The following is a 15,154-nucleotide window of genomic DNA, read 5'->3' on the forward strand; positions in this document are numbered from 1 at the left end:
CCGTCCCATCCCCCCTCCCCGTCCAAAGTCTTTTCTATTGCTAAACTCGAATAGCACTTTTCCCGTGACCAATGACAACTCTCAACTAGAGGCGTCCGATGAAATGCTGGGGAGCATACTGTGCCATATCAATTCTTTTATTTAGCTTCCCGGCTATTGCTGATGAAGCCGAGACAAAGGGCGGACTGAAAATTGTCTCTGACGATGGGGATTTCTCCGCACAACTCGGCGGAAGGATTCACTTCGATACATACATTTTTGACAAAGACCTAGAAGATCCGGTCAATACAACAGACTTCCGTCGGGTTAGGTTGACAATGAGGGGCAAAATCTGGGAATGGGAATACAAACTTCAGAGAGACTTTGCCACTAGTGGAACCGCAGGGTTGCGTGACGTTTATTTAAGTACAAAGTTCTATACAGGAAAGTTGACTATTGGCAATTTCAAACCCAGTCGATCAATGAGTCAACTAACCAGCTCAAACGACCTCGTACTTATGGAGCGAGCATTTTCCAGCTCTGCAGGTATTTACGACGGACGAGGCTACTTACAGGGGATCAAATGGGATAAACAATGGTGCTGCCATACCTTCGGTTTTACCCTGTTCAACTTGCGAAACCCCGGTGACCCACGCAATTCGGGGTTTGGCGCCGCAACTCGATTAACCTGGGCTCCAATCAGCGACTCCATATCAACCGTTCACCTGGGTGTATCCCGTAGTTACGAAAAAGCTAACCAAGATACACCTGATATTATTGCTGAGGTCGCCTATGCGGGCCGGCGGGGGCCAGAGCAACTTATAGCCATCTCACCTGGTGGATCAGTTAATTTTTTTGGCGATTTTGGTGACGATGAATTTTTTCTCGGCGACGGTGGGGGGCGGGTCAATATTACCGGTTTCGAGCTGGCTGCAACCTACGGTCCCTTATTTGGTCAGGCGGAATACGCCTACGGGCACTTTTCAGGAAAAATATATCTCTCAGAATTGGTCTATGAAGAGTTTTTCGGTTTGCCTCCGAATTTTTTCTGTGACCCTATCACCGGGTGCTTTATTGGCGGGCAGGATGTTCACTCCTGGTACATTTTGGGAAGCTGGGCAATTACCGGGCAGCACAAACCATATGACGACAAGAAAGGGGTTTTTAAGTCAATTAAACCATCCCCCCCAGAAGGCGCATGGGAAGTTGCCGCAAGATACCAAACTATAGAAAACCGCAATTTCCACCAGCTACGAGCAAGTAATCTCACGTTAGGGGTAAACTATTACTTCAACCCCAAAGTTCGGGTAATGATGAACATCACCCTAGGCGACAACGATTTTACTGGAGACAAAACCAACCAATTCGCCATACGACTACAAGGGGTTTGGTAGGGGATTATAAAGTGGCTCAAGACAGTCCTTGAGCCACTTTATCAAACGGGCAATTAACCTACTTGCTGTGCCTTAGCTGGGTCAAAAACCTCAACCTCAGCTGATAGTTTTATATCCCGAACCGGGTGTTCAAATCGATTTAATGCGATATTTCGCTGTTCTTTCGCTTTCTCAATATTGGCCTCCTTCACCGGGCCGTAGCCCCGGATGATATCCGGGTATTGAAGTAGCTCAACAGCAGCAGCGTGATTCTGCGAATTTAATTGGCCCAGAACTTTCTTAACCAATTCTTCATATTCGCTAATCAGTGCCCTCTCCATTTTTCGCTCAGCTGTATAGCCAAAAATATCAAGCGCCGATCCGCGCAAGAACTTCAGCTTCGCCAAAACACCAAATGCCTTGTACATCCAACCGCCAAATTTCATTTTGCGGGGACGCCCCAAGCCTTTATCGAAGCGCGCCAATAACGGGGGAGCCAAATTGAACTCCAGGGTAAAGTCACCACTGAAGTTCTCTTTTAGCGATTCGATAAAGCGGCTATCGGTGTATAGGCGGGCCACCTCGTACTCATCCTTATAGGCAAGCAACTTTGCATAATTGCGCGCAACCACCTCAGCCAACTGCACGTTCCCGGGCACTTTTAAGATCTCAGCAGATTTCACCGTATCGACCAAACTGCGGTAACGCTCGGCAAGGTCCGCATTTTGATAACCGGTGAGGTGCCCCACCCGGTGAGCCACGATCGCTTCAAGAGTTTGTGGTACTTCTACTGCAACTTTTTCGTGGGTTAACAGTTTGTCCAGAGCGTTGCGATTTTCTGCCGCCAACCGCCCTGCAGCAAATCCCTGCAGATTACCTTCCACAGCGACACCGTTTAAGCGGATCGCTTCCAGTAGGGAGGCTTCAGTTAGCGGAATCAACCCTTTCTGCCAGGCGTAGCCGAGCATAAAAATGTTGGCGGCAAGCGTATCTCCCAGAGCTGCCTTGGTCAGGCGATGCGCTTCTACAGAGCTGAGCTCATTAACCGCGCCACTCACCGTATCCAATACCGCTTGCGGTGAGTGGACATCCTCACGCCCGAGAACCGTTGCCGCCGTTGGGCTCAAGTGGGTATTCACTACCGCGCGACTGTGCGATTTATCCAGTTTAACCAAACAAGCTGCCACATTGCCGGCTGCAATCAGGTCACAGGCCATTAAGGCATCGGCACGACCGTCGGAAATACGTACCGCCTGCAAAGACTCGGGCGCAGCCGCAAAGCGAATATGGGAGTAAACCGCTCCGCCCTTCTGAGCCAATCCCGTCTGATCAAGGGTGCTGCACGCTTTGTCCTCGATATGTGCCGCCATCGCTAGCAAGGCGCCAATGGTCACTACACCCGTACCGCCAACGCCGGTAACCAGGAAGTTATACGGCTGCTGTAAGCCCGGAAGCTGTGGCGAAGGCAACTTGGCCGCTTCAGTTCGCAACACGTCACCTACCCCGGCGCCCTTGGCAATATTGCCACCCTTCACCGTGACAAATGAGGGGCAGAAGCCGTTAACGCAGGACATATCCTGGTTGCAGCCGGTTTGGTTCACCCTGCGTTTATCGCCCAGCGCCGTTTCCACTTTCTCAACAGCGATACAGCTCGACTGCTGGACGCAGTCCCCACAGCCTTCACACACCAGCTCGTTAATGAAGGGGCGCCCCTCGGCTTTAGGCAGTAGCCCGCGCTTGCGTTTGCGGCGCAGTTCAGTGGCACAGGTCTGGTCGTAAATAATAACGGTACAACCTTCAACCTCACGCAACTCATCCATTACAACAGGCAAGTAATCCCGGTGATGAATTTCAACTTCACTGGGGAAGGACAGCGCACCCTTGTATTTATCCGGGTTATCCATCACCAGGACAACTTTCTGAACCCCTTCCGCCAAAACTTGGCGACAGATCATATCTGGAGCCAACTCACCATCGTGGGGCTGGCCGCCGGTCATGGCGACTGCATCGTTAAACAGGATCTTGTAAGTGATATTGACCTTGGCAGCCACGGAAGCGCGAATCGCCAAAATACCGGAGTGGAAATAGGTACCATCACCCAGGTTTACAAAGACATGCTTTTCACTGGTAAACGGCGCCTGCCCTACCCAGTTGACCCCTTCGGCACCCATTTGGGTGAAGGTATAAGTCTCCCTATCCAACCACTGAGCCATATAGTGACAACCAATACCTGCTAAGGCTCGGCTTCCTTCTGGCACCTTGGTGGAGCGGTTGTGGGGGCAGCCGGCACAGAACATAGGCAAGCGAGACACACTTGAGCCCGTCTGCTGGGAAATACGTTCAGCCAGGGCATTGAGGCGCATCAAGCGGTGCTTGCCGCCTTCATCCAACTTGTCCTCACCCAAAACAAAACCCAATACCTGGGCAATAATCGCTGGCGACAGCTCGCCATAAGCGGGCATCAGCGGCTGATCACTATCGTCCACTTTACCAAGAATACGCGGGAAATTTGGGTCCTTCACATGGACGTTGTACAGCTCTTCTTTCAGCTGTACTTCCATCAAACTACGTTTTTCCTCAAGCACCAGCAGCGTATCCAAGCCACGGGCAAACTCTTGGATACCCGGCACATCCAACGGGTAGGTCATACCCACTTTAAGGATTCGGATACCGAGCTGCTTGGCCTTCTGCTCATCGATACCCATGTCTTCGAAGGCCTGCATCAAGTCCAGATGGGCCTTACCGGTGGTGACGATGCCGAGGCTCGCCTCAGGATTTTCCAGTACAACCTTGTTGAGTTTATTGGCGCGGGCAAAAGCCAGCGCAGCAGGGCGCTTGTAGCGCCACAGGCGCTCTTCCTGCTCGAGAGGGTTATCCTGCTTGCGAATATTCAGGCCGCCCTCGGGACGTTCAATATCCGGGTAGTGGAATTTGACCCGCTCAGGGTCCACTTCCACGGTCGCAGAGCTATCCATATTTTCTGCCAGGGTGATCATTGCCACCCAGCAGCCGCTAAAGCGAGACAGCTCCAGCCCATAGTGACCATAATCCAACACTTCCTGCACGGTGGCGGGGTTAAGTACTGGAATATGCATATCTACAAAGGCAAATTCAGATTGCCCGGGATAGGAGGATGACTTACAGCCGTGGTCATCGCCGGCAACGATCAGCGCGCCACCTTTAGGAGAGGAGCCAGCGGCGTTGGCATGGCGAAATGCATCGCAGGAGCGGTCGACACCCGGTGTCTTGCCATACCAAATCCCGCAAACGCCATCCACTTCTGCGCCCTGGAACAAGCCCACCTGTTGGGAACCCCAAACTGCCGTAGCCGCCAACTCTTCATTGACGCCAGGCTGGAAACGGATGTTGTACTCTCCCAGCAGTTTTTTCGCCCTGGATAACTGCAGGTCGTAGCCACCCAAGGGCGACCCACGATAACCGGAGATAAACGTCGCGGTATTGAGATCGCGATCCCGGTCCATTCGCATCTGGTCTATGGGTAAGCGCACAAGGGCCTGGATACCTGAAAGGAGCACACGGCCCTTGAGCATGGTGTAGCGGTCGTCCAATGAAACCTGTTTTTTTACTTGGGAATCCGCCGTACTTTGAGGACTGGTTACTTTTTCAGTCATACACCTACTTCCGGTTAATTATTCTTCTCGAAACCCGGTTCGAGTTATTAGTCATTATTCTTCCGAATAGTCCGTTTTCAGTGGTCAGATGCGCCTGTTTTTATATTTGCCGCAAAGTCCCAGAGCGGCTGAGGGCACACTGCACCTATCCCGAAACGGTTTAGTCAGGTCATACTAGTTCGTTAAGCGCAATAGAGCATTGCTTTATTCACGCAAATATGCGTAAATTTGTGATAGAAGTTTCGATATAGATAATTTTTATAGGATAGGAGTCTTTATGAAGCGTTCGACAGACCTGGATGATTTTGACCGTAAGATTCTGCGAGCGCTGCAGGAGAACGCAGATTACTCCATGGCAGAGCTGGGCGATAAAGTCGGTCTTTCGCACACTCCCTGCTGGCGCAGAATCAAGCGGTTGGAAGCCGAAGGTATTATCCGTGGCCGTGTTACCTTGCTGGACCCACGCAAATTGGATCTGGGTGTCACCGTATACTGCTACGTTACCATCCACAATCACGATGAGGAATCCCTGAACAACTTTGAATCAGCAGTTCAGGATGTCCAGGAGGTAGTAGAGTGCTATTCCACCAGCGGAGACAAAGACTATGTCCTGCGCGTTGTAGTGGATAGTGTGGAACACTATGAGCAATTACTGAAGCGCTCTCTGGTACACCTGCCAAACGTGGCCTCAGTCAACTCCACCTTTGCCCTCAAGCAGGTGAAGTACACCACCCAACTGCCACTTTAAGCCAAAAGTGTGAAAAGTAAAGCCCCTTGCTTTAACGCATGGGGCTTACTGAGAAAATTTCGGTTACTCTGCAAGCTCCCGCAGCGCATTAAGTAAATGATCAAGCGTTTCCTGCAGTGATTTACTGTCACAATCCACCGTTATTTCTGCATATTGCCGGTAAAGGGCCTGTCGCTCTTCAAATAAGTCCGCAAAAGACTGCCCGGGCGCCTTCGCTATGCCACGGCTTTCATAATTGTGGATACGCCGGCGCAGTTCCTCCGCTGAACACTGAAGAAACACTACCACACCCTGACTGCGTAGATTCGCCATACCCTCATCGCTATAGACTGCGCTTCCGCCAGTGGCAATAACATCACTGGGGAGGGTGGCCTCAGCTAATACCTCCCCTTCAATGGCGCGGAGATTAAGATAGTCACTTTCAGCCATAATTTGCTGCAAAGTCTTGCCCTCTCTGGACTGGATCAGAACATCAGTATCTGTAAACCCCAGTGCTAACTCCTTTGCCAACAACACCCCCAGCGTACTTTTACCGGCGCCGGGCATTCCAATCAGGACAATACTTTTTCTTTTTTTCATTTTATTAATACTTGCACATTCAATCGCTACGGCGGGGAAAGAATACCGAGCGCAACCAGCCCAATAAGGTGTTCCCACCCAACATCATCTTATCCAATTCATCCAGATTATGCGCTTGGCGAAAGGCATCGGCAAATAATGCCTCGCGGGTAATCATTCGCCGCTTGGGATTAATTGATTTAATGGTTTTTGCCGGATTGCCTGCAACAACCGTATTTGCGGGGACATCCTTGGTGACGATACTGCCGGCTCCCACTACAGAATTATCACCGATAGTGACACCTTTGCAGATGGTTGCACTATCTCCAATCCAAACATTGTTACCCAGGCGCACCGGGGAGGTACACCGGAAGGGCCGCGTGCGATTGTAGAGCCCGTGCCAATCAGAATCGGAAATATACACATTGGCTGCGATCATACAGGCATCGCCAATCTCAATAGATTGAGCCGCAGAAATACGCACCCCTGGAGATATCAATACGAAATCCCCAATAGTAATAAATGCTTCTCCCCCCTTGTGTCCAAAAGTGGTAAAGCGAATACATTTCTCGTTGTTGGAGATTAAGTGAGGGTAATTTCCAAGCCGAACATTTTCGCCAAAAACATGGACAGAACCCGGGTCCATCACTTCCGGCTCAACCCCAACCGCATCGAATTGTGGCAGAAGGAAATACTCTGTTCGCCATTTGCGCCAACGCAGCTGCAGTCGCTTGAGCCAATAGGGCCTGTGATCCTTACGCATATTTTAATTTCTACTTATATTTTATGGGATTTACGGAGCCCTGAGTTAAAACCCAATTGCTTTTGTATTAGTGGCAGTTTAGTGTTTCGGCCACGAAAAATAGCAAGCGTTTACCCATGTCCCTAAATCTACCTATTGATATTCGAGCAATTAAAGGTTTCCTCGCCGCCCATGAAGGGGAAGCTCTCTACCACCTGGCAGCTGAAGCCAGCTCACTGGGTCCCTGTCTTGAAGTGGGCAGCTACTGCGGCAAATCATCAATTTACCTGGCCAGTGCCTGTAAGCTGACCGATAACGTCCTGTTCGCCGTGGACCACCATCGAGGATCTGAAGAGCACCAGCCCGGAGAGGAGTATCACGATCCCGAACTGTTTGATGGCCAGGCCAATTTAATGGACAGTTTTCGCACTTTCCGCGCGAATATTCGCGCGGCTGAATTGGATGACTGGGTTGTTCCCGTCGTCGCCCCCTCCGCAACAGCTGCACGCTGCTGGAATACCCCTTTGGGTCTCGTATTTATTGACGGCGGCCACTCCCTGGAAGCGGCCATGACCGATTATCGCAGCTGGTCCCGCCATATCGTGCCCGGCGGCTATCTGGCGATCCACGATATTTTCCCGGACCCCGCCGATGGCGGCCAGGCGCCCTACGATATTTACAAGCTAGCCCTGGCTTCCGCTCAATTCGAGCTCGTCGAAACTGTCGACACCCTGGGAATCCTGCGCCGCATTTAAGGGCAGGCACACCGATGTAAACAGCTCGCTCGCTGGCGTTAATCCGGCGAGCGCATCGGCAGCCAGAAGCATGGCTCCTACAGTCCAGGTGGTTTTTTCCTCCGGCCAGATGGCCTCATCCCGGTAGACATAACCGGTCCAGTAGCCCCCATCTTTATCCTGCCAGCGGTGCAAGCCGCGATACAAAATTTCCGCCCGCGAACGCTGGCCAGCAGCGATTAGGGACATGGTGAGTTCGCAGGACTCAGCCACCGTCACCCAGGGCTCATCGCTGACGCAACGACATCCCAACCCAGCCACGACAAACTCATCCCAGCGCTGCTGAAGCCGCAACTGCGCTGCCTCACCAGAAAAGGCACCGGTTAATACGGGATAAAACCAGTCCATTGAAAAGCGCGCCTTGCTTTCCCAGGTGCGATCAAAGCGCTCCGGTTTATTGCGCAGCGCATCGCCCAGAGCTTCCCGGGCAAGTATCCATTGGGGGCGAGCAACCCCCAGCTGGTGGGCAATATTAATTGCGCATTCCAGACTTTTATAAATGGAAGAACAACCGGTGATCAGGGCATCTTCCATAGGGGCGCCCTCTGAATCTACCGCCCAATGAATTTCGCCAAATTCTGTTTGTAAGCGCAATACAAACTCGATTGCACGCTCAACCATCGGCCAATAGCGCTGTAAAAACAGTGTGTCTCTACTGATCAGGAAGTACTGCCAAATTCCTGTTGCCACATAGGCAACAAAATTGGTTTCACGGCGCTCCCGGTTGTCAATATCGCCATCTTTATAAGCGGCCCACCAGCTGCCGTCCTCCAGCTGAATCTCAGCCAACCAGCAATAGGCGTTTTCAGCAGCTCTGAACTCTCCGGCAATGGCGAGCCCCATAGCGGCCTCAACATGATCCCAGGGGTCGGCATAGCCCCCTTTAAACCAGGGAATTGAGCCATCGGGGAGTTGCTGGGAGAGAATATAGGCGGCGCTATCCTGGATAAATCCTTCAGGGAAAAGACCAGAAGCTTTTGCCGGCACAGAAATTTTACTCATGCCTCAGCTCCCTCAGGCAGGGAGAGGGGCGCATCCACTCGTTGTGTCGACCCGACAGGTTTCACAAAATAGAGAGCAATACTTTTTCCCAACAGCGGGTTCAATAGTTTTTCGAGAATACGGGTAAAGGCTGGTTTCTTCATCAGATCCCACACCAACAGGCGGTGATAGGCAGAGACCAAGCGGGAATCGGGCTTGTCCCAAAACAAACACTTTAACCACCAATAAGGTGCATGTAACGCATGGGCCTTATGCCGGGCAAAATAGTGGTGCCCCAGCTTTTCAATATCCTCTCGCAGCTCGCGCTCGCGGAATATCCGGATATGCCCACCCTCAACCTGATGGTATTCATCGCTGAGTTTCCAACACACCCACTCAGGAAAAAATGCCGGTACTGTCGCGGCAAAAATACCAGAGGGCTTTAATACCCGGTTAATCTCAGCCAGGACAGACTTGTAATCGGGGATATGCTCAAGTACCTCTGAGCAGATAACCACATCAAAACTCCCATCGGCAAATGGTAGTTGCAAGCCATTGGCAACTCCGAACTGCAAGCGACCCTTTGAATGCTCGGGAGAGCGGAAAGGTTCCGCTCGCTCACTGGCAGTGCGCACATCATCAAAACACAGGTCAATGCCGTAAACATCAACCTCATCGGTGATCATCAAGTGAATGGAATGGCGCCCTTCACCGCACCCCAAGTCGAGGACTTTTTGGCCAGGGCGAAGATTTAAATGCTGGGGATCTACAGTAATCATCAAGCCGCCTCCGCACTGCGCATATTCGGAGTTTCTATTTCATGACTACTGGGCTGTTCCGCCAATGTATGTCCGAGAATTTCCCGGTAATATTTCACCAAACTCTCTGCAGCGATTTTCCAGGAAAATTTATTTTCAATGCGCTGGCGACCTTTCTCACTGAGTTCTATTCGCAGCGCTTCGCTGGATAAAACCTGGCGTAGGGCATTGGCCAAAGCTTCGTGATTTCCTGCAGGGACCACGATTCCTGCATCCCCAACCACCTCAGGCAAAGCACCCCCGTCACTGGATACTACCGGAGCACCACATGCCATTGCCTCTCCGGCAGGTAAACCAAATCCTTCGTAGAGCGATGGGCAAACTACCGCTGTAGCCTTGCGGTAATTATCGACCAGTTCTTCGTTAGAAATACCGGAGACAAACTGAACCCTATCCTGAAGATCCAGATCGTGAAGCAAGTGTTCCGTGGCGCCACCTTCGCGTAATTTGCCAACGACCAACAACTCTATGTTTTCATATTCCTGGCGTAATTCCGCCAACGCCTGTAATAAAAAGCGCAGACCTTTAAGCGGCTGGTCTGCCGATGCGGTGGTCATAATTCGCAGAGGCAAGCGCTTATTCTCTGCCCCTGGGTTGAATAATTCGGTATCAATACCGTTGTAAATCAGGTGAATCTGCTCGGGAGCTACGCCAAACTGCTCGATAATATCCCGCTCAGATTGCCTGGAAACTGTCACGATATGGCGAAGCTTCCGCGATACCTTAATCTGCATATTCAAAAAATTATGCCAGCGACGTACCAGCAAACGAAAACGCCAATCGGGGGCGGCATCTAATGCCAGTTGACGATCCCGGGTAATGGGGTGATGAATTGTCGCGACAACAGGCAATCCATTTTTCTCGATATCCAGCAAGCCGTAACACAGTGATTGGTTATCGTGAACAATGTCGTATTGTTTGCCGTGCTTGCGCAGGTATTTATTTACCCGACGGCCAAAGGTATAAGGCTCGGCAAAACCGCCGGTAAGCTTACTCCACCATTCAAAAAAATCCGCCCACGACAGCAGGTGGCGAGGTTTCAAGGCCCGCGCTGGACGCTCAACTTCATAGAGGTTCAACCCTGGCATTTTGATGAGTTTTACGCGCTCATCGAGTTCTGGGTAGGGCTGGCCAGAAATAACATCCACGGAGTGACCAGCATCAACCAGTGCTTTACTCAGGTAGCGCAGGTAGATGCCCTGACCACCACTGTGTGGATTGCTGCGATACCCCAAAAGGCATATTTTTAGTGGCTGCGTCTCGCCAGCCGTTGGACCGTCTGCACAATTTCCCAAGGCGGTCATAGTTTCCCCATCTGCAATATTCTTATACCCCATAACATTATCCGCTCTCGCACAGACATTCTGCGAATGCCAACGTCTAAAAGCCGACCGTCTGGGGTGTCTCGCTGGTAAAGCGGAAGAATACACTGGCGGAGAAATGACTGCTAGGCGGAAGCGGTCCACACTCTTGGTATCCTGGCCCAAGGATGTGTGCTCGCAAGCCAAAATAGCAACAAAAGCCCAGCAACCGCACACCGTGTCATTCGATACACTCAAGCCATGGCGACTTTAAAAGAAGGGATTAACACGAACAGGAAGTGAAAATAAGTCAATCGAGAATAAAAAAATGCCCGCCAAAAGGCGGGCCAGATTTCTCGAACACACTTTCAGGAGGAGAGTTTCAAGCACATTACGCACTTAAATTTAGGTATAGCAGAGGAAATACCCCCACTGACTCTCCTGTCGTGAAAGCCGTTCACTAAAACGGCAATCGGCGCTAAAGCACACCGCCAATCTTTATACCCGATGCAGATAACTCTGGTATTCAACATCGGTAACGCGGGCAGCTATCTCTGCTTGCTCCTGTCTTTTCAACAGAGAGAACAATTCCACAAAGCGCGGATCAAGATACTCGCGCCACAAAGGGCTCTGCTCAAAGCGCTCCAGTGCACCACTCCAGGTATTGATCAGCTTCTCACTCTCCACCTGATAAGCATCGCCTTCCACAGGTGCAGGCGCTTCCATCTGGTTCTCAATGCCATGACACACACCAGTGAGAATCGCAGCTAACACCAGATAGGGGTTTACATCCGCCCCGGCAATGCGGTGCTCGATACGCCGTGCCACAGGATCACTGGCGGGCACACGCAAAGTTGTAGTGCGATTATCGTAGCCCCAGCAGAGATTCAGCGGTGCGTGAGAGCTCTCCTGGAAGCGGCGATAGGAATTGCTGTGAGGTGCGAAAAACGCCATCGCATCGTTGGCAGTCGCCAGCATTCCTGCTGCGGCATAACGCAGTAAATCGGAGCCAGTGTCAGAACCGTCATCAAAAACGTTCTTTCCATTGGCGTCGATCAAACTCATATGCACGTGCATTCCGTTACCCGCCTGATCCCCGAAAGGCTTGGCCATGGTACTCACGCGGAAGCCGTGACTGCGCGCCACCCCTTTTAACAAGCGCTTAAATAGTAATGTTTGGTCTGCTACTTTAACGGGATCGGCACTGTGCAACAGGTTGATTTCAAACTGTCCCGGCGCACACTCCGACAATACTGAATCTGCGGGAATACCCTGGGCCTCGCAAGCAGCTCGCACATCGGCAAAGAAGTGTCGCTGTGCATTGAGCTCGGACAGATCGTAAACGTCGGTGGAAGGCACCAGCTCGGCGTCGTTATCGCTAACCGGGCGCGGACGCGCCAGATGATCCACCTCATCGCGGAGCAGATAGAATTCCAGCTCGGTCGCACACACGGCGGTATAACCCAGTTTGCCGAGACGCTCTACCACGCGTTGCAACTGGCTGCGGGGATCGGCATAGAGAGAGGAGCCATCTGCCTCATGCAACTGCATATGCAGCTGGGCAGTGGACTCGCGATGCCAGGGCGCCAGGCTAATAGGCGAAACCGGCAGACAAACGCCGTCGCTGTCTCCACTGGCAAATACCAGCGGGCTGTCTTCGATATCCCGCCCCCAGATATCGAGACTGACCGCGCTACGCGGCATTTGCAGACTGCCCTTGAGCAATTTCTCCGCAGCTTCTGCCGGCAACCACTTCCCTCGCGGCACGCCATTAATATCGAACATAAAGCCTTCGATCCACTTTAGGTCCGAGTGCTCTGCCAGGAATTTTTGCGACTGCTCCAGCAGATCGGGCTGGGCAGTGAATTCTTTTTCTTGAGACATAAGGTGCCTGGGGTGATCCAATCTAAACGCAGAGACGGCCCAGCATCCCTTTTCCATTCAAATCATGGAAAACGGGGTATCAGACCGCCTCTGCAACAGAGTATCTTGCCGCTATGTTACGCCAGTGCTTTAGCAGTGTCGTCCAGGGCGCGGTGCGCTTTTTCTACCAGCTCATCGACCTGTTCAGTGGTCATAATCAGCGGTGGTGCGATAACCATGGCATCGCCAACGGCGCGCATCACTAAACCGTGCTTGATACTCAGGTCACGACATACCGCACCAGCGGTGCAGTCATCATCAAAACGAGCTCGGCTGGCCTTATCTTTTACCAGCTCTAAGGCACCGACCATACCCAAACTGCGGGTTTCACCAACGATCGGATGCTCCGCCAGTTCAGCCCAGCGCTTGGACAGGTAGGGGCCGGTTACATCGCGGACATTCTCAATAATCTTCTCGTTGCGCAGAATATTGATAGTGGCCAGACCTGCCATACAGGCAGCCGGGTGCGCGGAGTAGGTGTAACCGTGGGTAAACTCGCCACCTTTGGTTTTGATCACCTCAGCGACACGATCACTCACCATGGTACCGCCCAGGGGAAAGTAACCATTGGTTACTGCTTTGGCGAAAGTCATCAGGTCGGGCTTCATGCCGTAATAGTCGGCACCGAACCACTCACCGGTACGACCGAAACCAAAAATCACTTCATCCATCACCAGCAGGATGTCGTACTGGTCCAGCACCTTCTTGACTTCCGGCCAGTAGGTTTCCGGCGGGATAATTACGCCGCCAGCACCCTGGATTGGCTCAGCGATAAACGCCGCAACATTATCCGGGCCCAGCTCCTGGATTTTCTCATCCAGGCTGCGAGCCGCTTGGATACCAAACTCCTCTGGAGACATATCGCCGCCCTCACCAAACCAGTAGGGCTGCTGTACGTACTCAATGTAGTCGAGCGGCTGGAATTGCTTGTGCATACCGCTCATACCACCCAGGCTGGCACCGGCAATGGTAGAGCCGTGATAGCCATTCTTACGGGAAATAACTATGCGCTTCTCCGGCTTTTCCTGGATATCCCAGAAACGGCGGATCAGGCGCAGGTTAGTATCATTTGCCTCGGAACCGGAACCCGTGAAGAACACATTGTTCATATGCGCCGGGGTCACTTCAGCCAGGGCGTCGGCCAGTTCAATCGAGGGCACCGTAGTGCACTGGAAGAAGCTGTTATAGAAAGGCAGGGTATTCAGCTGCTCGTAGATCGCATTGCTGATTTCTTTGCGGCTGTAGCCGAGGTTGCAACACCAGAGGCCTGACATGCCATCAAGCATTTTGTTGCCATCAATATCGGTGATGTAAGCGCCCTCGGCGCTGGTAATCACACGGGTCCCCTGCTGGCCCAAGTCATGGAAGTCAGTAAATGGGTGTAGCAGGTGCTCACGGTCGTGTTGCTGCAGCTCAGTCTTGTTCATATTTCTCTCCTGGCTTTCACAGGCCTTGCTCAGCGCCCACCAATCGGGCTCAAAAGGCCAAATCGTTACCACTAATTTGTGATCACATTCTAGTGGGGCCATCGACAGAAGCGCAAGGTCTATCTGCCCTTACCGAAAACATAAGGTCGAATTGCGCCAGTGCGAGGAGAAAAAAGGGAACTAAATAGTCAACTGGGGGGGGAGGAGCCGCTACAGCAGCTCCTCTGCAGAGATAGAGCCGAGCCCCTCTTCAATATCCTGCTGAATGGCTTTGCGCACCTTCAACTCATCTTTACTGGCAATAGCTTCGAGCAGATCTTGATGCCGGTCTGGCAACTCTTGCACGCCAAAGCGCTGGAAAACCAAGTGCTGGAGGGGAGCTGTCTGTAGCCACAGGCTCTCGATCAGGGACAGGATGATATGGGGCTGCCCCAGGCGATAAAGGGTGAAGTGAAATTCCAGATTAGTGGTTACATAGCGCTCGATGTCTTTCTGAGCGAGAGCTTCTGTTACACGTTCATCCAGCTCCCGAAGTTGCGCTAATTCAGCATCCCCTACCAATGGCAGGGCCTGTTCAGCGGCCTGACACTCCAGGGCCACACGAGCGGCACAGATCTCTGCCAGTTTTTCCGGGGTCATTGTCGGCACTCTGACCCGGCGGGTATCTGACAGCTCAAGGGCCCGCTCCGAGGTCAGGCGACGCAACGCTTCGCGAACCGGCATTGGACTGCAATTAAGTTCCGAGGCCAGACCCCGGATAGTAATCGCCCTACCCGGCAAAAACTTTCCCCGCAGAATGGCATCCCGCACCTGAAAATAAACCCTCTCCTGGGTTGTGCGGTACTCTTCCTGGGGACTGTTAAATTCCTGCACCATAC

The 15,154-nt window shown here is 52.1% G+C and carries 12 protein-coding genes; 3 read left to right on the forward strand and 9 right to left on the reverse strand.

Features of this window, described 5'->3' with window-relative positions; all coding sequences use genetic code 11:
* Positions 1-98: 98 nt before the first annotated feature.
* Positions 99-1,373: an OprO/OprP family phosphate-selective porin gene (locus ACJJII_RS21900; RefSeq protein WP_444917736.1), complete on the forward strand. Its 1,275-nt coding sequence runs from the start codon at positions 99-101 to the stop codon at positions 1,371-1,373.
* A 53-nt stretch (positions 1,374-1,426) separates the two neighbouring features.
* On the opposite strand, the gene ACJJII_RS21905 is transcribed toward ACJJII_RS21900, so the two are convergent.
* On the reverse strand, positions 1,427-4,984 hold the full coding sequence (locus tag ACJJII_RS21905; RefSeq protein ID WP_444917737.1) for an indolepyruvate ferredoxin oxidoreductase family protein: 3,558 nt from the start codon (positions 4,982-4,984) through the stop codon (positions 1,427-1,429).
* A 277-nt stretch (positions 4,985-5,261) separates the two neighbouring features.
* On the opposite strand from ACJJII_RS21905, the gene ACJJII_RS21910 reads away from it, so the two are divergent.
* Positions 5,262-5,732, forward strand: a complete 471-nt coding sequence (locus ACJJII_RS21910; protein WP_020413378.1) for an Lrp/AsnC family transcriptional regulator — start codon at positions 5,262-5,264, stop codon at positions 5,730-5,732.
* 63 nt (positions 5,733-5,795) lie between these two features.
* Here ACJJII_RS21910 and ACJJII_RS21915 read toward each other — a convergent pair whose 3' ends face one another.
* Together ACJJII_RS21915 and ACJJII_RS21920 are read right to left on the reverse strand one after the other, a co-directional pair.
* Positions 5,796-6,311, reverse strand: a complete 516-nt coding sequence (locus ACJJII_RS21915) for a shikimate kinase (RefSeq protein ID WP_444907744.1) — start codon at positions 6,309-6,311, stop codon at positions 5,796-5,798.
* Positions 6,312-6,330: 19 nt separating this feature from the next.
* Entirely contained in the window at positions 6,331-7,053 is a 723-nt protein-coding gene (locus ACJJII_RS21920; protein WP_444917738.1) for an acyltransferase, read from the reverse strand.
* Between the two features lie 116 nt (positions 7,054-7,169).
* Here ACJJII_RS21920 and ACJJII_RS21925 point away from each other — a divergent pair, with 116 nt between their 5' ends.
* The gene (locus tag ACJJII_RS21925) at positions 7,170-7,787 is read left to right on the forward strand and encodes a class I SAM-dependent methyltransferase (protein ID WP_282932028.1); all 618 of its coding nucleotides are present in this window, start codon (positions 7,170-7,172) and stop codon (positions 7,785-7,787) included.
* Here ACJJII_RS21925 and ACJJII_RS21930 read toward each other — a convergent pair.
* The 6 genes from ACJJII_RS21930 to ACJJII_RS21955 form a co-directional block, all read right to left on the reverse strand.
* The gene (locus ACJJII_RS21930; RefSeq protein ID WP_444917739.1) at positions 7,716-8,828 is read right to left on the reverse strand and encodes a prenyltransferase/squalene oxidase repeat-containing protein; all 1,113 of its coding nucleotides are present in this window, start codon (positions 8,826-8,828) and stop codon (positions 7,716-7,718) included. The two genes, ACJJII_RS21925 and ACJJII_RS21930, sit on opposite strands and share 72 nt — an antisense overlap.
* A complete protein-coding gene (locus tag ACJJII_RS21935) occupies positions 8,825-9,586 on the reverse strand; it encodes a class I SAM-dependent methyltransferase (RefSeq protein ID WP_444917740.1) in 762 nt (253 codons plus the stop codon). The genes ACJJII_RS21930 and ACJJII_RS21935 overlap by 4 nt, the downstream gene beginning before the upstream one ends.
* Positions 9,586-10,962, reverse strand: a complete 1,377-nt coding sequence (locus ACJJII_RS21940; protein ID WP_444917741.1) for a glycosyltransferase family 4 protein — start codon at positions 10,960-10,962, stop codon at positions 9,586-9,588. The genes ACJJII_RS21935 and ACJJII_RS21940 overlap by 1 nt, the downstream gene beginning before the upstream one ends.
* Positions 10,963-11,424: 462 nt before the next feature.
* On the reverse strand, positions 11,425-12,810 hold the full coding sequence (locus ACJJII_RS21945) for a glutamine synthetase family protein (protein ID WP_413662690.1): 1,386 nt from the start codon (positions 12,808-12,810) through the stop codon (positions 11,425-11,427).
* Between the two features lie 116 nt (positions 12,811-12,926).
* Entirely contained in the window at positions 12,927-14,276 is a 1,350-nt protein-coding gene (locus ACJJII_RS21950; protein WP_282932024.1) for an aspartate aminotransferase family protein, read from the reverse strand.
* A 210-nt stretch (positions 14,277-14,486) separates the two neighbouring features.
* Positions 14,487-15,152: a GntR family transcriptional regulator gene (locus ACJJII_RS21955; RefSeq protein ID WP_282932023.1), complete on the reverse strand. Its 666-nt coding sequence runs from the start codon at positions 15,150-15,152 to the stop codon at positions 14,487-14,489.
* Between the last annotated feature and the right edge of the window lie 2 nt (positions 15,153-15,154).

The organism is Microbulbifer maximicatervae (SeqCode), from assembly GCF_052467825.1.